Consider the following 19,011-nt stretch of genomic DNA (forward strand, 5'->3'; position numbering starts at 1 on the left):
CGAACTTACTGGGAGATGACTGGCTGCGGGTTCTTGCGGCTGGTCAGCACCTGATCGACGAGGCCGTACTCGAGGGCCTCCTGCGCGCTGAGGATCTTGTCGCGATCGATGTCGCGGTTGACCTCTTCGATGCTGCGCTTCGAGTGCTTCGACAGGGTCTCCTCGAGCCACTCGCGCATGCGCAGGATCTCGCGGGCCTGGATCTCGATGTCGGAGGCCTGGCCGTGACCCGCCTGCCCCGTCGAAGGCTGGTGGATCAGCACGCGCGCGTTCGGCAGCGCCAGGCGCTTGCCCGGCGTTCCTCCGGCGAGCAGCACCGCAGCGGCGGAGGCGGCCTGCCCGAGGCACACCGTCTGCACGTGCGGACGGATGTACTGCATCGTGTCGTAGATCGCCGTCATAGCGGTGAACGACCCGCCGGGCGAGTTGATGTACATGGTGATGTCGCGCTCGGGATCCTGGCTCTCGAGCACGAGCAGCTGCGCCATCACGTCGTCGGCCGAGGCGTCGTCCACCTGCACGCCGAGGAAGATGATGCGATCCTCGAACAGTTTCGCGTAGGGGTCCTGGCGCTTGTAGCCGTAGGCGGTGCGCTCCTCGAAGGAGGGCAGCACGTAGCGGGCGCTGGGCATCTCGATCTTCATATGACCTTCGTTCACTTTCTTTCGCGCCTACCGGTTGGTGCCGCCGCCGCCGACCACGTCGGCCGCCGAGTCGCGGATGAAATCGACGAAGCCGTACGCCAGCGCCTCATCGGCCGTGAACCAGCGGTCGCGGTCGCCGTCCTCGTTGATCTGCTCGACGGTCTTGCCCGTCTGAGCAGCGGTGATCTCGGCGAGGCGGTTCTTCATCGAGGTGATGAGCTGGGCCTGGGTCTGGATGTCGCTCGCGGTGCCGCCGAAGCCGCCGTGCGGCTGGTGCAGCAGTACGCGCGCGTTCGGGGTGATGTAGCGCTTGCCCTTGGTGCCCGCGGTCAGCAGGAACTGCCCCATGGAGGCCGCCATGCCGATGCCCACCGTCACGATGTCGTTCGGCACGAACGACATCGTGTCGTAGATCGCCATGCCCGCGGTGATCGAACCGCCGGGCGAGTTGATGTACAGGTAGATGTCGGACTCGGGATCCTCGGCGGCGAGCAGCAGGATCTTGGCGCAGATCTCGTTCGCGTTGTCGTCGCGCACCTCGGATCCGAGCCAGATGATGCGATCCTTCAGCAGGCGTTCGAACACGCTGTTCGGTGGCGTCTGTTCTGCCATTCGGTGCTCCTTCGTAGTTGCTTGATTCGAGCGTATCGACTCGACGCGGATCGAGCGCCCGTGTTCGCCCTAGGCGTGTTTCGGCGCCGGATACGAAGATCCCCCGGACCACTGACATTTCAGTGCTCCGGGGGATCCGCAGATCTCGCGAACGAGACGCGAGAGTTACTTCTCGTCGGCCGCCTCGGCCTCTTCGACGATCTCCTCGGCCTCTTCGACGACCTCGGCCGCGGCCTCGTCGTCGGAGTCGACCGCGGTGAACTCGCTCAGGTCAACCGCGTTGCCGGCCTGGTCGACGACCTTGGCCTTGGCGAGAGCGATCGCCAGCGCCTTGTTGCGGGTGACCTCGCCGAGGATGACGCCCATCTGGTTGCCCTGGCTGATCGCCTGCAGGAACTGGGTGGGCTCCATGCCGTACTGCTGAGCCGACTGGAAGATGTACTGCGACAGCTCGTTCTGCGTGGGGGTGACGCCCTCGGCCTCGACGATCGCGTCGAGCAGCAGCTGCAGCTGGATCTGCTGCTCGGCCGACTTGCGCACCTCGGCGCGGTGCTCGTCGTCCTCCAGACGACCCTCACCCTCGAGGTGACGGTGCACCTCCTCCTCGACGAGCTCCTCGGAGACCGGGATGCCGGCCTTCTCGATGAGGGTCTCGGTGAAGAGGTCGCGAGCCTGCTGGCCCTGAGCGAAGACCGAGGCGCGTGCGACCTGATCCTTCAGGCTCTCGCGCAGCTCGGCGATGGTGTCGAACTCGCTCGCCAGCTGGGCGAACTCGTCGTCGGCCTCGGGAAGCTCGCGCTCCTTGACCGCGGTGAGGGTGACCTCGACCTCCGCGTCGCGGCCCTCGTGCTCGCCGCCCAGCAGCTGCGAGGTGAAGGTGGTCGATTCGCCGGCGGTGAGAGTCTCGATGGCCTCGTCGGTGCCGGCGAGCAGGTTGCCCGCGCCGATCTCGTAGGAGACGCCGCTGGCCTGATCGACCTCGTTGCCGTCGATCTTGGCGGTGAGGTCGAGCTCGACGAAGTCACCCGTCTTGGCGGGGCGCTCGACGGTCACGAGGGTGCCGAAGCGCTCGCGCAGCTTGGTCAGCTCGGCCTCGACGGCCTCGTCGTCGATCTCGGCGTTGTCGACGGTCAGCTCGATGCCGTCGTAGTCGGGGAGGGTGAACTCGGGACGCACCTCGACCTCGAAGGCGAGCACGAGGGTGCTCTTCTCGTCCTGCGCGTCGGGCCACTGCTCGACATCGGCGGTCGGGCGGCCCATGGGGCGCTCGTCGGCCTCGGCGAGTGCGGACTGGTAGAAATCGTCGAGCGAGGCGTTCACGGCCTCCTGCACCACGGCCTCACGACCGACGCGCTGGTCGATGATCTGGGCCGGCACTTTGCCCTTGCGGAAACCGGGAATCGAGACCTGCTCGGCGATGGTCTTGTACGCCTGCTTGAGGTACGGCTCCAGTTCGTCGAGCGTGACCTCGACGCTCAGCTTGGCGCGGGTCGGAGTGAGCTTCTCAGCGGTCGTCTTCGGCAATTTGGCCTCTCATCGTCGGTGTGTCGTGCTGCTTCTCGGGCCGGGTGGCCCTGGTCGGGGCGACAGGATTCGAACCTGCGACCTCCCGCTCCCAAAGCGGGCGCTCTAGCCAAGCTGAGCTACGCCCCGAAACCGGCAGGTTTCACGGTCGAGACGCGCGAACGCGCGCAACCCGAGCAAGTCTAGCCGAAACTGTCCCGAAAGACGCATACCGACGGGCGCCCGTCGCCGGAGAGGCAGGCTCCCTCCTTGACGCGGACGGGTGACGAGGGTAGACCGGAAGACGAGGTGAGTCGCCATGCGAATCCTGCAGGATCGGATCGAGGCCGGCCGTATGCTCGGTGAGCGGCTGGCGCGCGACTACGCGGGTGCGGACACGGTCGTGCTCGGCTTGCCCCGGGGCGGAGTGCCCGTGGCCGCGGAGGCGGCTCGCAGGATCCGAGCGCCGCTCGACGTGCTCGTGGTGCGCAAGCTCGGCCTGCCCCACCACGAAGAGGTGGCCATGGGCGCCGTCGGCGAGGGCGGCGCGATCGTGCGGAACCCGGGGGTGATCCGCTCGGCCGGAGTGTCCGAGGCCGACTTCGAACGTGCGGAGCGGCGAGAGCGGGCCGAAGTCGCGCAGCGCGTCGAGCGTTTCAGGGACGGCCGGCCGCCGGCACCGCTGGCGGGGCGCACCGCGATCGTGGTCGACGACGGGATGGCGACGGGCGCCACTGCGGCCGTGGGGTGCCGGATCGCGCGGGAGCGCGGAGCGGCGCGGGTGGTGTTGGCCGTGCCGGTGGCGGCCCCCGACGCGCTGGCGGAGTTCGACGCCGCCGACGCGATCATCTGCCTCCTGGCACCCGCGGACTTCATGGCCGTCGGCCAGTTCTACGCCGACTTCACCCAGGTCGAAGACGAAGAGGTGGTGCGCCTGCTGACCGAGTAGGCCCAGCCCCGAAACACGAAACCCTCCTTCGTGAGAAGGAGGGTCTCTGCGGAGGGGCTGACGGGAATCGAACCCCGGCCGGCCGCTCGGGGCAACGCGCCAGCGTTGCGCGGCCACGCCGCTGGTGCCGCCCTCGGCGCCAGTTCCGGGTTCTGGAAGATTCCCGGCAGCCCCGAAACACGAAACCCTCCTTCGTGAGAAGGAGGGTCTCTGCGGAGGGGCTGACGGGAATCGAACCCGCGTAACCAGTTTGGAAGACTGGGGCTCTACCATTGAGCTACAGCCCCGAGCTGCGAGCAGCTGGGGTGTGCCGAAGCACCTCACCGATCATAGTGCATCACGGGTGCCCCTCAGTACATCGGGGTCACGGCTCGCGCGTGGCGGCGCGGTGGTTGTCGGTGTACGCGGCGTAGACGTCGGCGTTCTGCCGCACGCTCTCGCGATCCGCCTCTCGCAGTTCCCGCACCACGCGGCCGGGAATGCCGGCGACGAGGGAGCGTGGCGGGATCACGGCGCCCTGCGGCACGAGCGCCCCGGCCGCGATGAGCGATCCCTCCCCCACCACGGCACCGCTCAGCACCGTCGAGTTCATGCCGATGAGGCAGCCGTTCTCAATGACGGCGCCGTGCACGACGGCGTTGTGGCCGATGGAGACGTCGTCGCCGATCACGGCGGCACCGCCCTCGCCGCGCTGGGTGTGGATCACCACGCCGTCCTGCACGTTGCTGCGCGCGCCGATGCGCACGGAGTTTGAGTCGCCGCGCACGACGGCGTTGTACCAGACACTCGCCTCAGCGCCGATGGTGACGTCGCCGACGACGACGGCGCCGGGGGCGATCCAGCTCGACTCGTGCACGCTCGGAGCGCCGTACGGTTCGACCGCGATGATGCGGCCGTGGTGGTCGGGGTGCTGCATCGGATCCTCCCTCGGATAGCAGAAAACCCTCACCGTGACGGTGAGGGTTTCGATTGCTCCCCCGGCTGGGCTCGAACCAGCGACATCCTGATTAACAGTCAAGCGCTCTGCCAACTGAGCTACAGGGGATCATTGCCGCAGCAACCCTTCTATGTTAGCAAGCGTGATCGAAGCGGTGCAAATCGGTGCGGGCACCCCGGGCGAGGCGCGGCCGGAGCCGTCTACTCGTCGGCGATCTCGTCGTAGGCGGTCGCCCGCAGCGCCTGCGCGAGCCGCTGCACGTAACCGTGATCGGCGTGCCTGAAGATCTCGTTGATGTCGCCCTGCCCCACCAGGCGACCGTGCTGCATGACGAGCACCTCCTGCACGAGCGCTTCGAGCATGCCGATGTCGTGGCTGATGAGCAGCATCGTCGCGTTCGTGCGCTCGCGGTACCAGCGCAGCAGCTCGACGATCTTCGGACGGTTGTTGGCGTCGACGCCGAGCGTGGGCTCGTCGGCGATGAGCAGGGCGGGATCGAGCATCAGCGAGCGCATCACGGCGACCCGCTGGCGCTGTCCCTTCGACAGCTCGTACGGGTACTCCTGCAGCTTCGCGAGGGGCAGCGCGACGATGTCCATCATCTCGGCGATGCGCTCGCCGAGGGCCTCGCGGTCGAAGTGCTTGCTGCGCTCCACGATCGGTTCGAAGAGGATGTCGCCCACGTTCAGCTCGGGTGTGAGCGTCGCGCCGGCGTCCTGCGCGAGGTGGCCGACGTAGGCGGTGAGCCGCGACCGAGTGCGTCGCCCCAGTCGGCGCATGGGCACGTCGAACACCGTCGCGGCCCCGCCCGTGAGTTTGATGCGGGCCGCCTTCTCCCCCGCGTCGGCGGCGCGGCCGGCGAGGAAGCGGGTGAGCGTCGACTTGCCGGATCCGCTCTCGCCGAGCAGCCCCACGACCTCGCCGCGGGCCACCTCGAAGCTGACCCCCTCCACCGCCTGGAACGCGCGCCCGCCGGCGTGCGCCGGGTATGCGAGCGAAAGGTCGGAGACCTGTACCGTCGGATCAGCGTCGAGTACCGGGTGTGCCATGGTTGACGATCTTACTCCTCGCGCAGACCGCGTCGCGCAGCCTCCAGCGCGACGAGCTGCTGCTGGATGCGGCGCGCGCCGGGGTCGGCGGAGTCGCCGATGCGCTGGTGGCGCGCCAGCAGCTCCTGCTTCAGCGCGAGCAGGTCGCGGTCGAGCAGCGAGATCACCACGTCGCGGGCGTAGGCCGCGATCAGCTCGGGTTTGCGCTGCGGCACGGGGGCGATCGCGAGCTCGCGTACGAGGCCGCGGTGGCTCTCGGGTGCGGATCCGATCACGGTGTCGAGCCAGGCCGGCGTCCCGAGTGCTGGCAGCGCCTCGGCGACGGCGTCGCGCACCACGCGCAGATTCGGCTCGCTCACCTGCGCGGTGACGGCCTGCTGCAGCAGCTCGGCCCCCACTGCCTCGCTCTGCTGCAGCATCGCCATCAGGGCGTCACGTTCGAGCCAGGTCGTCGGGGAGTTGCGCAGCGAGGAGAGACCGATGCGGGGACGGGCGGGGTCGGGCGCGGGGCCGGGCCCCGCCTGGACCGGGTCGTGCTGGGGGCCGGATCCGCCCCGTCCGCGCGGGTTCCGCTCCGCCGCGCGCACCGCCTGCTGCACCTCGGCCAGCTCGCTGCCGAGCATGCGCGCCAGCTCCCGCGTGTAGCCGGGTCGCAGCGAGGGGTCCTTGATTTCGGCGATGATGGGCGCCGCGGCGCGCAGCCCGTTCACCCGGCCCTCGACGCTGTTGAGGTCGAAGCGGGAGACGGCCTGGCGCAGCGCGAACTCGAACAGCGGCGTCTTGCGCGTGAACAGCTCGCGCACGGCGTCGTCTCCGCGGTGCAGCCGCAGGTCGCAGGGGTCGAGGCCGCCCGGCGCGACGGCCACGTAGGTCTGCGCGGTGAACCGCTTCTCCTCGCTGAACGCCCGCAGCGCGGCCTTCTGACCGGCCTCGTCCGGGTCGAAGGTGAACACGACCTCGCCCGCGGCGTCGTCGCCCATGATACGGCGCAGCACCGCGATGTGGTCCTTGCCGAAGGCGGTGCCACAGGTGGCGACCGCCGCCTCCTCGCCCGCGAGGTGACAGGCCATCACATCGGTGTAGCCCTCGACCACGATGGCGCGCTTGCCGCGCGAGATCGCCTTCTTCGCGAGGTCGAGCCCGTAGAGCACCTGCGACTTGTGGTACACCGGCGACTCGGGCGTGTTGAGGTACTTGGGGCCGTTGTCGTCGTCGTAGAGCTTGCGGGCGCCGAAGCCGAGGGTCTGGCCGCTCGTGTCGCGGATGGGCCATACGACGCGCCCGCGGAAGCGGTCGTAGATGCCGCGCTGCCCCTCGGAGACGAGCCCGGCCTGCGTGAGCTCCTGCGGGGTGAAGCCCTGCTGCCGCAGATGATCGGTGAGGTGGTTCCAGCCGCGCGGCGCGTAACCGACGCCGAAACGCTCGCAGGCCGCCGGATCGAAGCCGCGCTGCGACAGGAACTCGCGGCCGGCCGCGCCCTCGTCGCTGGCGAGCTGAGCGACGCAGTAGGCGCCGGCGGCCTGGTTGGCGGCGAGCAGCCGGGCCCGGTTCGGTCCGTCCTGCCGACGTTCGCCGCCCTCCTCGTAGGTGAGCACGTAGTGGATGCGGGCCGCGAGGCGCTCCACCGACTCCGAGAAACTGAGATGGTCCATCCGCTGCAGGAAGGTGAAGGCGTCGCCCGATTCGCCGCAGCCGAAGCAGTGGTAGTAGCCGAGCGCGGGCCGCACGTGGAAGCTCGGGCTGCGCTCGTCGTGGAACGGGCACAGGCCCTTCATCGAGTCGATCCCGGCGTTCTTCAGGGTGACGTAGTCGCCCACCAGATCGGCGAGATTGGTGCGGCGCTTCACTTCCTCGATGTCGCTCGCCCGGATCCGCCCTGCCATAGCTGCAGTCTAGCCAGTTCCCGCTCGGGAGCCCGTCACGCTACGCCAGCGGTGCGTCGCAGAGGCGCTTGTACCAGGCGATCGCCGACTGATCGGTGAGCGAGGCCACCTGATCCACCACTGCGCGCCTGGCCGTCGCCTCGTCGGACGCAGCCCGCAGATCGGCCGCGTAGGCCGGTTCGAGTTCGTGCGCCCCGGTCTCCCAGAGCGTGTGCAGCAGCTCGATGAGCAGGCCGCGCTGCCGACGATACGTGGGCTGGCGCCGTCCGCTCTGCATCACGAACGCGGCCACCACCCCCTTGAGCACCGCGATCTCGGCCCGGATCTCGCGCGGCACGACCACCTCGGCGCCGTAGCGCGCGAGCGGGCGGCCGTCGGCCGCGTCGAGCGTGGCAGCGATCGCGACGCGGGCGAAGCGGCCGATCATGTCGCTCGTGAAGTTCTTGAGCTGGGCCTGGTGCCGGCGCGAGCCGTCCCAGCGGGTGAGCCAGTTCTCACTCTCCGACATGCGATCGAACGCGGCCCCCAGCTCGTCGGCGGTGTAGCTGCCGCCCGCCCACTCCGCGACGGCGCGGATGAGCGCGCCGTGGCCGGAGCGGGCCGTGAGGAACTGCGGATCGATGTGCTCCGCCACGATCGCGTCCTCGAAGTCGTGCACCGAGTACGCGATGTCGTCCGAGAGATCCATCACCTGCGCCTCGACGCACTTGCGGCGCTCGGGCGCTCCCCGTCGCAGCCAATCGAAGACGGGTGCGTCGTCGGCGAAGTAGCCGAACTTCGCGCTGCCAGGCTCCGCCTCCGAGAGCGCCCACGGATACTTGCAGCTCGCGTCGAGCGTGGCCCGCGTCAGGTTGAGGCCCGCGCTCTCGCCGTCGGCGGCGAAGTGCTTCGGTTCGAGGCGGGTGAGGATGCGCAGGGTCTGCGCGTTGCCCTCGAAGCCGCCGAAGTCGGCCATCCACTCGCTCAGCGCCCGCTCGCCGTTGTGACCGAACGGCGGATGCCCCAGGTCGTGCGCGAGGCAGGCCGTGTCGACGACGTCCTGCGAGACGCCGAGCGCCACCGCGAGCTCGCGGCCGATCTGCGCCACCTCGAGCGAGTGCGTGAGGCGGTTGCGCGCGAAGTCGACGCCGGCCGTCGGGCTCAGCACCTGCGTCTTCGCGGCGAGCCGCCGCCAACCGCTCGAGTGCAGCACGCGGGCGCGATCCCGCGCGAAGTCGCTGCGGTGACCGCTGTGCTGCTCGGGGACGAAACGCTCGGCGTCGGCGGCCGTGTAGCCCGCGGGGAGCGCGGGATCAGCCACCGTCGGATCCTCCGTCGACCCGCTCCGCCTCGGCGACCACCGCGCGGGCGGCGAGATCGGTCGTGCGGTTGTCGAGCCAGCCGTCCGGCAGGTGCACCCGCTTCGGGCTGCCGGCCCGGCCGCGCTGCCCCTCCGCCCCCTCTCCCGGGTAGGGCATCGAGGCGTCCATCGTCGCGAAGATCTCGTCCATCTGCTCCAGCGACTCGACCGCCGCCAGGGCGCGCCGGGTGTCGCCGCCCACGCCGTAGCCCTTGTAGTACCAGGCGACGTGCTTGCGGATGTCGCGGCAGGCGCGATCCTCCTCGCCGTCGAAGAACTCGACGAGCAGCTCGGTGTGCCGGCGCATCGCATCCATCACGAAGCCGAGCGGGGGCCGCGCCATCGACGCCTCGGCCTCCTCGCGGCTGATCTCCCCCGCCTCCGCGCGGAACGCGGCGGCGAGATCTCCGAACAGCCAGGGCCGTCCCAGGCAGCCGCGGCCCACGACGACGCCGTCGCAGCCGGTCTCGCGCACCATGCGGATCGCGTCGTCGGCCGACCAGATATCGCCGTTGCCGAGGATCGGCACGCTCGTGATGGTCTGCTTGAGGGTTGCGATCGCACTCCAGTCGGCGTGCCCCGAGTAGAACTCGTTGGCGGTGCGGCCGTGCAGCGCGATCGCCGCCACCCCCGCCTGCTCGGCGGCCTTCGCCGCGTCGAGGTAGGTGAGGTGATCGGGGTCGATGCCCTTGCGCATCTTGACGGTGAGCGGGATGTCGCCTGCGGCCTGCACGGCGCCCGTGACGATCGCCTCGAACAGGTCACGCTTCCACGGCAGCGCGGATCCGCCGCCCTTGCGGGTCACCTTCGGCACGGGGCAGCCGAAGTTGAGGTCGATGTGGTCGGCGAGGTCCTGGTCGACGAGGAAGCGCACCGCCTCGGCCACGGTCTTCGGGTCGACCCCGTAGAGCTGGATCGAGCGCGGCGTCTCGCTCTCGTGGTGCTTGATGAGGCGCAGCGAGGCGGGCGTGCGCTCGACGAGAGCGCGGCTCGTGATCATCTCGCTCACGTAGAGGCCCGCGCCGTACTCGCGGCAGAGCCGGCGGAAGGCGGTGTTCGTGATGCCGGCCATGGGCGCCAGCACCACCGGCACGTCGAGTTCGAGCGGCCCGATGCGCAGCGGCGAACCGGTCAGGGTCTGAGAAGTCATAACCACCCCATTCTCTCAGACTCGTCCCCGGTTCTCCCGCAGGCTCCCGAGGCGCCCTGACGGTCAGACTCCCGAGGCACCCTGACCATCAGGCCTCCCGACGCGTGCTGTCGGCGCCGAGAGGCGGGTTTCGCATTGCGGGCCGCAATCATACCTGCGAAATCCGCCTCTCGGCGGATGACCGACGGTGGCCCGGTCAGGAGGGCTGGTCGACGGCGCCGCCGAAGCGGCGGTCGCGCGCGTGGTAGATCTGGATCGCGCGCCACAGCTCCTGCCGCCCGAAATCCGGCCACAGCGTGTCGAGGAACACCATCTCGGCGTACGCCGACTGCCACAGCATGAAGTTGCTGATGCGCTGCTCCCCCGAACTGCGCAGGAACAGGTCCACGTCCGGCAGTTCCGGCACGTAGAGGTGGCGCTCGATCGTGCGCTCCGTGATCCCGCGCGAACTCAGCCGACCCGCCTCGACCTCCGCCGCGACCGCCCGCACCGCGTCGGTGAGCTCGTTGCGGCCCCCGTAGTTGACGCACATCGTGAGCGTCAGCCCCGTGTTGCCGGCCGTCGCGCGCTCCGACGCCTTCAGCTCGCTGATGACCGAGCCCCACAGTCGCGGCCGCCGACCCGCCCAGCGCATCCGCACGTTCCAGGCGTCGAGCTGAGCGCGGCGGCGGCGCAGCACATCGCGGTTGAAGCCCATCAGGAAGCGCACCTCGTCGGGCGAACGACGCCAGTTCTCGGTCGAGAACGCGTACACGCTCAGGTGCTTCACCCCGGCCTGGACAGCGCCGGCGACCACGTCGAGCAGCGCCTGCTCCCCCATGCGGTGCCCCTCGACGCGCGGCAGTCCGCGGCGATTCGCCCAGCGTCCGTTGCCGTCCATCACGATCGCCACGTGCTGCGGGGGCGGGCCGGTGAAGGCGGGCGGCTGCTCGCCGGTCCAATCGACGGGGACCAGGCTGTCCGGGGCGTGATGCATGGGTGAAAGTCTATTGGCGGCGGGTGTGGATCGAGCGCAGCCCGCGCTCGAGGTGGAACTGGGAGTAGGCCGCCGCGATCCCGGCCGCCTGGCCGCGTTCCCGCTCGCCGCTCGCGAGCGAGGCGTCCCAGTCCCCTGCGAGCAGCGCTGCGAGCAGTGACACGGACCCGGGGTCGAGCCGCGGCGAGCCCGGCAGGCGGCAGTTCTCGCAGGTCACGCCGCCCAGCTGCACGGCGACCGCGGTGTGCGGGCCGGGGGCGCCGCAGTTCACGCAGCTGTCGAAACCGGGGGTCCACCCCCCAAGGCTCATCGCGCGCAGCAGATAGCCGTCGCGCACGAGCTCCGACGGGATCCTCGCGGCCGCGAGCGTGCGCAGCGCCCCCACGAGCAGGGCGTACTGCTCGCGCGACGGCGCACCCTCCGCGAGGCGCTCAGCGGTCTCCACCATGACGCTGCCGGCGCGGTAGCGATCGTAGTCGGCGCTGATCGCGGGACCGTAGGCGCCCAGCGTCTCGGCCTGCGTGATGGTGTCGAGACTGCGCCCCTCGAAGCACTGGATGTCGGCCACCATGAAGGGCTCGAGCCGCGCACCGAACTTCGACGAGGTGCGGCGCACGCCCTTCGCGACGGCGCGCAGCAGCCCGCGCCCGCGCGTGAGCAGCGTGACGATGCGGTCGGCCTCGCCCAGCTTGTGGGTGCGCAGCACGACGCCTTCTTCGCGGTAGAGGGGCACCCGACCATTCTCGCATTCGGCGGCCGCATGCCGGGTGCCGCGGGCTCGGGCTCGCCCCCCCCGGCGCATCCGCGATCCGCGATCCGCCGGGATCCCCGCCCCTCCCCGACTCCCGCCGAGGACGCCCTGCGCCGGTCCGGGCGAGTGCGCGAGAATGGACGGGTGCTCGACCAGACGTTCCAGACCCCGCTCGCCGCCGACCTCGTCGCGGTGGCCGCCGGCAGTCTGCAGGGCGCCCTCTTCGCGGCGGGATTCAAGCGCATCGACCTGCTCGGCGTCGCGTTCATCGGCGTGGCGACCGGCATCGGGGGCGGCCTGCTGCGCGATATGCTGCTCGGCACGACGCCCGCCGCGTTCTCGAACAACCTCTACCTGATCGTGGCGATCGGCGCCGCGCTGCTCGGCATGCTGCTGCCCCGCGTGTTCCGCCGCCTCGACCCGTTCATCTCGCTGCTCGACGCGATCGGCATCGGCATGTTCGGCGCCATCGGCACCACGAAGGCGCTCGCGATGGGGTTGCCGATCGTGCCCTCCCTCTTCATCGGCGTGGTCTCCGCCGTCGGCGGCGGCGCGCTGCGCGACGTGATGCTCAACCTGCCGATCGCCGTGATGCACGTTGGGTCGCTCTACGCGGTCGCGAGCCTGGTGGGGGTCTCGGTGCTCACCGTCCTGCTGGCCTTCGACGTGCCGGTCGTGATCTGCGGCGTCGTGTGCGTGGTCGTGACGACGGCCGTGCGGCTGCTCGCCGTGCGCTTCGGGTGGAGCCTGCCCGAGCAGCGCGCTCTCAGCCGGGTCAAGCTGCGCCGCCAGCGCCAGGTCGAGCAGGTCATCGACGAGGCCCTGCAGACGGGAGCCATCACGCTGCCGATCGTGCTTCCCGATCCCGCTGCCGCCCACGACACCGACGACGCTCCGTCCGACGTCGACGACGCCGGCGATGACGCCGAAGCCGGCGGGCCGCGGCCCCGCCGACCCCGCCGGTAGGCGCCCCGATGCGGCGAGGGGGCGGCACCGCCTCCGCGATGCCGCCCCCTCGCCCGCGGCGGGCTCCGCCGCGGATATCGTCGCCCTACGGGTGCACGATGATCTTCACCGCGGTCTCGTTGCGATTGATGAGAGTGTCGAAACCCTCGTCGATCAAGTCGTCGAGGGCGATGCGGCCCGTGATGAACGGCTCGAGATCCACCTTGCCCTCCTGCACGAGCCTGATCGTCGCGGCGTGGTCGCGCACGTACGCGATCGTGCCGCGCAGGTCGATCTCCTTGAGCACGAGCTTCTGCATGTCGAGCTGGGCGGGCTTGCCCCAGATCGAGACGTTCACGATCACGCCGGTCGGCTTCACTGCGTCGAACAGCTGATCAAGCACCGCGTTGACGCTCGTGCACTCGAACGCCACGTCGGCGCCGACGCCCCCGGTGATCTCGCGCACGCGTGCGATGAGATCCTCTTGCGAGGGATCGATGACGTGATCGGCCACGCCGGTCTCGCGCGCCTTCGCCTTGCGGGCGTCGCTCAGCTCGCTCATGATGACGGTCACACCCTCTGCCTTGAGCACCGCGGCCACGAGCAGCCCGATCGGGCCGGCGCCGCCCACGAGCGCGACATCGCCGGCGCTCGCGTCCGAGCGGCGAACCGCGTGGTGCGCGACCGACAGCGGCTCGATGAGCGCCGCCTGGTCGAGCGGGATGTCGCCGATCGGGTGCACCCAGCGGCGATCCACCACGATCTTCTCGCTCAGGCCGCCCCCGCCGCCCGCGAGGCCGATGAAGCCCATCTTCTCGCACAGGTGGTAGTTGCCGGCTCTGCAGGGACCGCACTCGTCGCACACGAAGTACGGCTCGACCACGACCGAGTCTCCGACGGCGAGATCGGCGACCCCTTCGCCGAGGGCGCTCACCGTGCCCGAGAACTCGTGACCGAGGGTGACGGGCGACTCCTCGTGCGACAGCGGATGCGGATGGCCCGGCGCGGGGCAGAAGATGGGGCCGTCGAGGTACTCGTGCAGGTCGGTGCCGCAGATGCCGCACCAGGCCACATCGATGGCCACGGCGCCCGGCCGCAGTTCCGGCTCCGGTACCTCCTCGATCCGAATGTCCTTGCGTCCGTGGAAGCGTGCGGCTTTCATCTGGGTTCCCTCCTGATCGCGTGCGCACGGAACCCGAGACGACGCCGGCCGATCGACGCCGGCCGTCGAGAGTTCCGTCTGGTGCTGGCCGAACCGGTCGATTCGGTCGCACTCGCCAGTCTACGCCGGTCACCCGCGCGGGGCTCAGGATCGCGTGGCGCTCGACGGCCGGGATCGCGTGACGCTCGACGGCCGGCCGGCATCGCCGAAGACGCGGGATCAGGACCGCGCGCCGCGCCGTCGCCCGAGCTTCGACTCGGCTTCGCGCCACGCGCGCTGCGCCGGCGTCTCGCCCGCCGGCGCAGCGGCGGAGCGATCGAAGCGCTCCATGCGCGTGGCGGCCCCGCCGCGGCCCAGGTGCCAGGCGTGGGTGATCGCAAGCGCGAGCGCGTCGGCCGCGTCGGCGGGTTTCGGCGGGGCTCCCAACCCGAGCAACCGCGTGACCATGGTCGTCACCTGCGCCTTGTCCGCACTGCCGTAGCCGGTGACCTGCGCCTTCACCTCGTTCGGAGTGTAGAGGGCGACGGGGATGCCCCGCTCCTCGGCGAGATACATGACCACGCCGCTGATCTGGGCGACGCCCATGACGCTGGCGACATTGTCCTGCGCGAACACGCGCTCCAGTGCGATGCCCGCGGGCTTCTCGCCGTCGAGGAGGCGCGCGATGCTCGCGCCGATGCGGTGGAGGCGCTCCGGCAGCGGCATATCAGCCGCGCTGCGCAGCACCTCGACGTGTTCGAAGGCCACCTTGCGCGAGGGGCCCGCGGTGACGATCCCGACGCCGCAGCGCGTGAGACCCGGGTCGATGCCGATGATGCGCATGCCGGTGGCCCTTCGTCGATCGGTGGAGAGTGCGGGGACGGCGACGGCCGGGCATCGGAAGCGCCGAGTGCCCGGCCGTCGCCGTGTCGAAGCGGAGCCTACTCGTCGTTCTCGAGCTCGGCCTGCACCTCGGCGGACAGGTCGAAGTTCGAGAAGACGTTCTGCACGTCGTCGCTGTCCTCGAGCGCGTCGATCAGACGGAACACCTTGCGCGCGGTGTCGGCGTCGATCTCGACCTTGAGGTTCGGCACGAACTCGGCCTCGGCCGACTCGTAGTCGATGCCGGCGTCGACGAGCGCGGTGCGGGCGGCGACGAGGTCGGACGCCTCGGTGAACACCTCGAAGGCCTCGCCGTTCGGGGTGGGCACGACCTCCTCGGCGCCGGCGTCGAGCACGGCCATGAGCACGTCGTCCTCGGTGGTGTTCGCCGCGGGGACGGTGAGCACGCCCTTGCGCGCGAAGTTGTACGCGACGCTGCCGGGGTCGGCGAGAGTGCCGCCGTTGCGGCTGAGCGCCGTGCGCACCTCGGCTGCGGCGCGGTTCTTGTTGTCGGTGAGGCACTCGATCATGAGGGCGACGCCGTTCGGGCCGTAGCCTTCGTACATGATCGTCATGTACTCGACGGCGTCGCCGTCGAGGCCGGCGCCGCGCTTGATGGCGCGGTCGATGTTGTCGCCCGGCACCGAGTTCTTCTTGGCCTTGTGCACGGCGTCGGCGAGGGCGGGGTTGCCCGAGAGGTCGGCGCCGCCGATACGGGCCGCGACCTCGATCACCTTGATGTACTTGGCGAAGGCCTTCGCTCGACGCGAGTCGATGATCGCCTTCTTGTGCTTCGTGGTCGCCCACTTGGAGTGTCCGGACACGGGAGCTCCTGTTCCTGTCGGTTAAAGTTCAGTAGATCATTCTAGGTTCGGTTCGGGTGTGTCTCGTGGATCGTCGCCGTTGCGAGCAGCGCCTGGGCGGGGTGCCTTGCAAGGCGGAGGAGGACGGTTTGCTGGGTGTAAATCTGATGCGGTCCCGGGCGTGATGAGCGGCGCGGCAGCGCTGCTCGCCCGGGCCGCCGCGCCCACAGGCGCGGACGCAGCGAGGCGCCCCGAACAGGCGCGCGCAGTAGGTCAAGGATCCGCGAGACACGCCCTAGGCGGCCGGCCCAGGGTCCACGGGCCAGGCGGCGGCGATCGATGCGCGCACGTCGCCGAGCAGCTGCGGCAGCGCCTTCGTCTTCGCGATGATCGGGAAGAAGTTCGCGTCGGAAGCCCAGCGCGGCACGATGTGCTGGTGCAGGTGCGCCGCGATCCCCGCGCCCGCGATCTGACCCTGGTTCATGCCGAGGTTGAAGCCCTCGCAGCCCAGCACTTCGCGCGCGACCCGCATCGCGGTCTGGGTGAGCGCGCCGATCTCGGCGACCTCCTCGGGAGTCGCCTCGTCGTACTGCGAGATGTGGCGGTAGGGGCAGACCAGCATGTGCCCGGTGTTGTACGGGAACAGGTTGAGCAGCACGTAGGCCGTCTCGCCGCGCGCCACGATGAGGGCGTCCTCGTCGCTGCGCGCCGGGGCGGCGCAGAACGGGCAGTCGCTGCGATCGGGCTGGTGGTGATCCTGCACGTAGACCATGCGGTGCGGCACCCACAGCCGCTGCATGTCGTCGGGGGTGCCGACGGCGGCGGTCTCGCTCAGGGTCTCTACTCGGTCCACGCCGTCGACACCTGCTCGTGGGTCTCGATCGCGCGCAGGATCCGGTCGACGGCCTCGTCGACCGGCACGCCGTTCAACTGCGAGCCGTCGCGGAAGCGGAAGCTCACAGCGCCCGCGGCCCGGTCGTCCTCGCCCGCGATGAGCTGGAACGGCACCTTCGCCTTGGTGTGCGTGCGGATCTTCTTAGGCATGCGGTCGTCGCCGTGATCGACCTCGGCGCGCACGCCGCGTTCACGCAGCTGCGCGATCACGCCGTCGAGGTACTCGCCGTACTGCTCGGCGACGGGGATACCGACCACCTGCACCGGCGACAGCCACACCGGGAACGCGCCGGCGTAGTGCTCCAGCAGGATCGCGAAGAAGCGCTCCACAGAGCCGAGCAGGGCGCGGTGGATCATCACCGGCTGCTTGCGGGTGCCGTCGGCGGCCGCGTACTCGAGTTCGAAGAGCTCGGGCTGGTTGAAGTCGAGCTGCACGGTCGAGAGCTGCCAGGTGCGGCCGATCGCGTCGCGCGCCTGCACCGAGATCTTCGGCCCGTAGAACGCGGCCCCGCCGGGGTCGGCGACGAGCTCGAGACCCGACTCCTCGCCCACCTCGCGAAGCGTCTGCTCGGCGACGGCCCACTGCTCCTCGGTGCCCACCGACTTCTCGGGATCCCGGGTGGAGAGCTCGAGGTAGAAGTCGTCGAGGCCGTAGGCGCGCAGCGTCGCGAAGACGAACTCCAACTGGCGCTTGATCTCGTCCTTCACCTGCTCGTCGGTGACGTAGATGTGCGCGTCGTCCTGGGTGAGGCCGCGCACGCGGGTGAGACCGGAGAGCGTGCCGCTCTTCTCGTAGCGGTACACCGTGCCGAACTCGGCCAGGCGCAGCGGCAGCTCGCGGTAGCTGCGCGCGCGGGCCCGGAAGATGAGGTTGTGGAACGGGCAGTTCATGGGCTTCAGGTAGTAGTCCTGGCCCTGCTTGACCACGTGGCCCTCGCCGTCGGTCACCTCGTCGAGGTGCATCGCCGGGAACATGCCGTCCTTGTACCAGTTGAGGTGCTGGCTAGTCTCGAACAGCGTGCCCTTGGTGATGTGGGGGCTGTTGACCACCTCGTAGCCGTTCCTCAGCAGCTCGCTGCGCATGAACGTCTCGATCTCGTGGCGGATGATGCCGCCCTTCGGGTGGAACACCGCGAGGCCCGAGCCGATTTCGTCGGGGAAGCTGAACAGGTCGAGTTCGACGCCCAGCTTGCGGTGGTCGCGCTTCGCGGCCTCCTCGAGCCGGGTCTGGTACTCGCGCAGTTCGTCCTTCGTGGGCCACGCGGTGCCGTAGATGCGCTGCAGCATCGGGTTCTTCTCGCTGCCGCGCCAGTAGGCGCCCGCCGAGCGCATGAGCGCCCAGCCGTTGCCGATGACGCGGGTGCTGGGCACGTGCGGGCCGCGGCACAGGTCCTTCCAGCACAGCTCGCCCGTCTTCGGGTCGACGTTGTCGTAGATGGTGAGCTCGGCGCCGCCGACCTCGACGTTCTCGTTGTCGGAGCCCTGATCCGCACCGCCCTTGAGCCCGATCAGTTCGAGCTTGTACGGCTCGTTCGCAAGCTCCTCGCGGGCCTCGGCCTCGGTGACGACGCGGCGCACGAAGCGCTGGCCCTGCTTCACGATCTTCTGCATCTCCGCCGAGATCGCCTTGAGATCCTCGGGGGTGAACGGCGCGGCCGGGTCGAAGTCGTAGTAGAAGCCGTCGCTGATGGGCGGGCCGATGCCGAGCTTCGCCTCCGGGTTAATGCGCTGCACCGCCTGCGCGAGCACGTGCGCGGCGGAGTGACGCAGGATGTTCAGCCCGTCCTCCGAGTCGATCGCGACGGGCTCGACCGTGTCCGTCTCGGTGACCGTCGTCGCGAGATCCTTGAGTTCGCCGTTGACGCGCATGGCGACGATCGAGCGATCGGTGAACAGGGAGAAGCCATCGGCCACTGGGGCACACTCCTTCGAGACGGAAGCACTAACCCCACGATTCTACCGGGTGAGCCGCGGTCGCCCGGGAACGACGAAGGCCCCCGATCTCTCGGGGGCCTTCGTGCTGCGGTGGGCCTTCCCAAGCGATTCTCAAACAAGCGCCCGGCGCTGAGATCGTTGATTTCCTGTGTGCTCAGGGGTTCCGAGCGGCGCGTACCGAGGGGGCGAAGTCCTAAGAGGCACGATTCGCGAGGCGCGGTCGCGAAAAATCCGGCGAAGTCTCAAACACGATTGACCATCGAGCAGCGCATGGAACTGGTCGCGGACTATGAGGCTGGGATGCCCGTCCGAATCATCGCCGTGAAGTACGGCGTGCATCGCGGAACGATTCCGGCCTTCGTCCTACGTTCTGGTGGACAGTTGCGGTCAACAGGGCTGAACAACGATCGCCGTGCGAGCGCGGCCATCCTCTACCGCGACGGGCACACGTTGCAGGAGGTCGCCGATCGTCTCGGCATCGACCCGAAGACCGTACGCAACGCCGTAGTTGCTGAAGGCGTAACCCTTCGTCCCCGAGGAAGGAGACCAACAACCTGAGACCAAGGGCAACAGGTTTGGATGCTGGGCTCGACACGCCGAAAGTCACAGTGACCGATT

Annotated in this window: 17 protein-coding genes, 3 tRNA genes and 2 pseudogenes; 4 read left to right on the forward strand and 18 right to left on the reverse strand. The window is 69.7% G+C overall.

The genetic code is table 11. From position 1 onward, the window contains the following. Nucleotides 1–5: 5 nt before the first annotated feature. From H629_RS0103130 to H629_RS0103145, 4 genes are all read right to left on the reverse strand, one after another. Nucleotides 6–644, reverse strand: coding sequence for an ATP-dependent Clp protease proteolytic subunit (locus tag H629_RS0103130; protein ID WP_024355902.1), 639 nt, complete (start codon nt 642–644; stop codon nt 6–8). 27 nt (nt 645–671) lie between these two features. After that, nucleotides 672–1,292: an ATP-dependent Clp protease proteolytic subunit gene (locus H629_RS0103135; RefSeq protein ID WP_276202538.1), complete on the reverse strand. Its 621-nt coding sequence runs from the start codon at nt 1,290–1,292 to the stop codon at nt 672–674. A gap of 129 nt (nt 1,293–1,421) precedes the next feature. Then, nucleotides 1,422–2,780 carry a trigger factor gene (gene tig / locus H629_RS0103140; RefSeq protein WP_024355904.1) on the reverse strand — a complete coding sequence of 453 codons (1,359 nt, stop codon included), beginning with the start codon at nt 2,778–2,780 and terminating at the stop codon, nt 1,422–1,424. A gap of 51 nt (nt 2,781–2,831) precedes the next feature. After that, nucleotides 2,832–2,909: transfer RNA gene (locus H629_RS0103145), tRNA-Pro, on the reverse strand. 169 nt (nt 2,910–3,078) lie between these two features. Between H629_RS0103145 and H629_RS0103150 the strand changes: the two genes are divergently transcribed. Further along, nucleotides 3,079–3,708 (forward strand): phosphoribosyltransferase, encoded by a 630-nt coding sequence (locus tag H629_RS0103150; RefSeq protein WP_029746524.1) that lies wholly within the window; start codon nt 3,079–3,081, stop codon nt 3,706–3,708. Between the two features lie 216 nt (nt 3,709–3,924). Here the strand turns inward: H629_RS0103150 and H629_RS0103155 are convergent. From H629_RS0103155 to recO, 9 genes are all read right to left on the reverse strand, one after another. Beyond that, a tRNA-Gly gene (locus tag H629_RS0103155) sits at nt 3,925–3,995 on the reverse strand. 77 nt (nt 3,996–4,072) lie between these two features. Beyond that, the gene (locus H629_RS0103160; protein ID WP_024355905.1) at nt 4,073–4,624 is read right to left on the reverse strand and encodes a gamma carbonic anhydrase family protein; all 552 of its coding nucleotides are present in this window, start codon (nt 4,622–4,624) and stop codon (nt 4,073–4,075) included. Nucleotides 4,625–4,680: 56 nt separating this feature from the next. After that, nucleotides 4,681–4,753 (reverse strand) — tRNA-Asn (locus tag H629_RS0103165). Nucleotides 4,754–4,845: 92 nt separating this feature from the next. Continuing rightward, a complete protein-coding gene (locus H629_RS0103170) occupies nt 4,846–5,694 on the reverse strand; it encodes an ABC transporter ATP-binding protein (RefSeq protein WP_024355906.1) in 849 nt (282 codons plus the stop codon). An 11-nt stretch (nt 5,695–5,705) separates the two neighbouring features. Next, nucleotides 5,706–7,577 carry a DNA primase gene (dnaG, locus tag H629_RS0103175; protein ID WP_024355907.1) on the reverse strand — a complete coding sequence of 624 codons (1,872 nt, stop codon included), beginning with the start codon at nt 7,575–7,577 and terminating at the stop codon, nt 5,706–5,708. A 40-nt stretch (nt 7,578–7,617) separates the two neighbouring features. Further along, entirely contained in the window at nt 7,618–8,877 is a 1,260-nt protein-coding gene (locus H629_RS0103180; RefSeq protein ID WP_024355908.1) for a deoxyguanosinetriphosphate triphosphohydrolase, read from the reverse strand. Next, a complete protein-coding gene (dusB, locus tag H629_RS0103185; RefSeq protein ID WP_024355909.1) occupies nt 8,870–10,066 on the reverse strand; it encodes a tRNA dihydrouridine synthase DusB in 1,197 nt (398 codons plus the stop codon). Before dusB ends, H629_RS0103180 begins: the two co-directional genes overlap by 8 nt. Before the next feature lie 196 nt (nt 10,067–10,262). Further along, nucleotides 10,263–11,042, reverse strand: a complete 780-nt coding sequence (locus tag H629_RS0103190) for an isoprenyl transferase (protein ID WP_024355910.1) — start codon at nt 11,040–11,042, stop codon at nt 10,263–10,265. 10 nt (nt 11,043–11,052) lie between these two features. Then, nucleotides 11,053–11,775 carry a DNA repair protein RecO gene (recO, locus tag H629_RS0103195; RefSeq protein ID WP_024355911.1) on the reverse strand — a complete coding sequence of 241 codons (723 nt, stop codon included), beginning with the start codon at nt 11,773–11,775 and terminating at the stop codon, nt 11,053–11,055. Between the two features lie 27 nt (nt 11,776–11,802). On the opposite strand from recO, the pseudogene H629_RS15770 reads away from it, so the two are divergent. Both H629_RS15770 and H629_RS0103200 read left to right on the forward strand, forming a co-directional pair. Then, nucleotides 11,803–12,129, forward strand: a pseudogene (locus H629_RS15770) (TRIC cation channel family protein); the annotation flags it as partial. Nucleotides 12,130–12,219: 90 nt separating this feature from the next. Continuing rightward, nucleotides 12,220–12,759: pseudogene (locus H629_RS0103200) on the forward strand (trimeric intracellular cation channel family protein); the annotation flags it as partial. An 85-nt stretch (nt 12,760–12,844) separates the two neighbouring features. On the opposite strand, the gene H629_RS0103205 reads toward H629_RS0103200, so the two are convergent. The 5 genes from H629_RS0103205 to thrS form a co-directional block, all read right to left on the reverse strand. After that, complete coding sequence (locus H629_RS0103205) at nt 12,845–13,900, reverse strand: 2,3-butanediol dehydrogenase (protein ID WP_024355913.1); 1,056 nt, start codon at nt 13,898–13,900, stop codon at nt 12,845–12,847. 219 nt (nt 13,901–14,119) lie between these two features. Further along, on the reverse strand, nt 14,120–14,722 hold the full coding sequence (gene ruvC, locus H629_RS0103210) for a crossover junction endodeoxyribonuclease RuvC (protein ID WP_024355914.1): 603 nt from the start codon (nt 14,720–14,722) through the stop codon (nt 14,120–14,122). Between the two features lie 98 nt (nt 14,723–14,820). After that, complete coding sequence (locus H629_RS0103215) at nt 14,821–15,585, reverse strand: YebC/PmpR family DNA-binding transcriptional regulator (RefSeq protein WP_024355915.1); 765 nt, start codon at nt 15,583–15,585, stop codon at nt 14,821–14,823. 274 nt (nt 15,586–15,859) lie between these two features. After that, nucleotides 15,860–16,363, reverse strand: coding sequence for an HIT family protein (locus H629_RS0103220; protein WP_240471023.1), 504 nt, complete (start codon nt 16,361–16,363; stop codon nt 15,860–15,862). Between the two features lie 41 nt (nt 16,364–16,404). Further along, complete coding sequence (gene thrS / locus H629_RS0103225; RefSeq protein WP_024355917.1) at nt 16,405–18,372, reverse strand: threonine--tRNA ligase; 1,968 nt, start codon at nt 18,370–18,372, stop codon at nt 16,405–16,407. Between the two features lie 273 nt (nt 18,373–18,645). On the opposite strand from thrS, the gene H629_RS15060 reads away from it, so the two are divergent. Next, the gene (locus H629_RS15060; RefSeq protein WP_076623875.1) at nt 18,646–18,951 is read left to right on the forward strand and encodes a helix-turn-helix domain-containing protein; all 306 of its coding nucleotides are present in this window, start codon (nt 18,646–18,648) and stop codon (nt 18,949–18,951) included. Nucleotides 18,952–19,011: the final 60 nt, after the last annotated feature.

It is taken from the genome of Leucobacter chironomi DSM 19883 (genome assembly GCF_000421845.1).
Classification (GTDB): domain Bacteria; phylum Actinomycetota; class Actinomycetes; order Actinomycetales; family Microbacteriaceae; genus Leucobacter; species Leucobacter chironomi.

Excerpts from the sequence above, each read along its gene's own strand:
- H629_RS0103205 (WP_024355913.1), bottom strand. The coding sequence starts at position 13,900 with ATGAAAGCCGCACGCTTCCACGGACGCAAGGACATTCGGATCGAGGAG.
- H629_RS0103130 (WP_024355902.1), bottom strand. The coding sequence starts at position 644 with ATGAAGATCGAGATGCCCAGCGCCCGCTACGTGCTGCCCTCCTTCGAG.
- H629_RS0103190 (WP_024355910.1), bottom strand. The coding sequence starts at position 11,042 with ATGCATCACGCCCCGGACAGCCTGGTCCCCGTCGATTGGACCGGCGAG.
- dusB (WP_024355909.1), bottom strand. The coding sequence starts at position 10,066 with ATGACTTCTCAGACCCTGACCGGTTCGCCGCTGCGCATCGGGCCGCTC.
- H629_RS0103160 (WP_024355905.1), bottom strand. The coding sequence starts at position 4,624 with ATGCAGCACCCCGACCACCACGGCCGCATCATCGCGGTCGAACCGTAC.
- dnaG (WP_024355907.1), bottom strand. The coding sequence starts at position 7,577 with ATGGCAGGGCGGATCCGGGCGAGCGACATCGAGGAAGTGAAGCGCCGC.
- H629_RS0103220 (WP_240471023.1), bottom strand. The coding sequence starts at position 16,363 with ATGCAGCGGCTGTGGGTGCCGCACCGCATGGTCTACGTGCAGGATCAC.
- H629_RS0103150 (WP_029746524.1), top strand. The coding sequence starts at position 3,079 with ATGCGAATCCTGCAGGATCGGATCGAGGCCGGCCGTATGCTCGGTGAG.
- ruvC (WP_024355914.1), bottom strand. The coding sequence starts at position 14,722 with ATGCGCATCATCGGCATCGACCCGGGTCTCACGCGCTGCGGCGTCGGG.
- H629_RS0103170 (WP_024355906.1), bottom strand. The coding sequence starts at position 5,694 with ATGGCACACCCGGTACTCGACGCTGATCCGACGGTACAGGTCTCCGAC.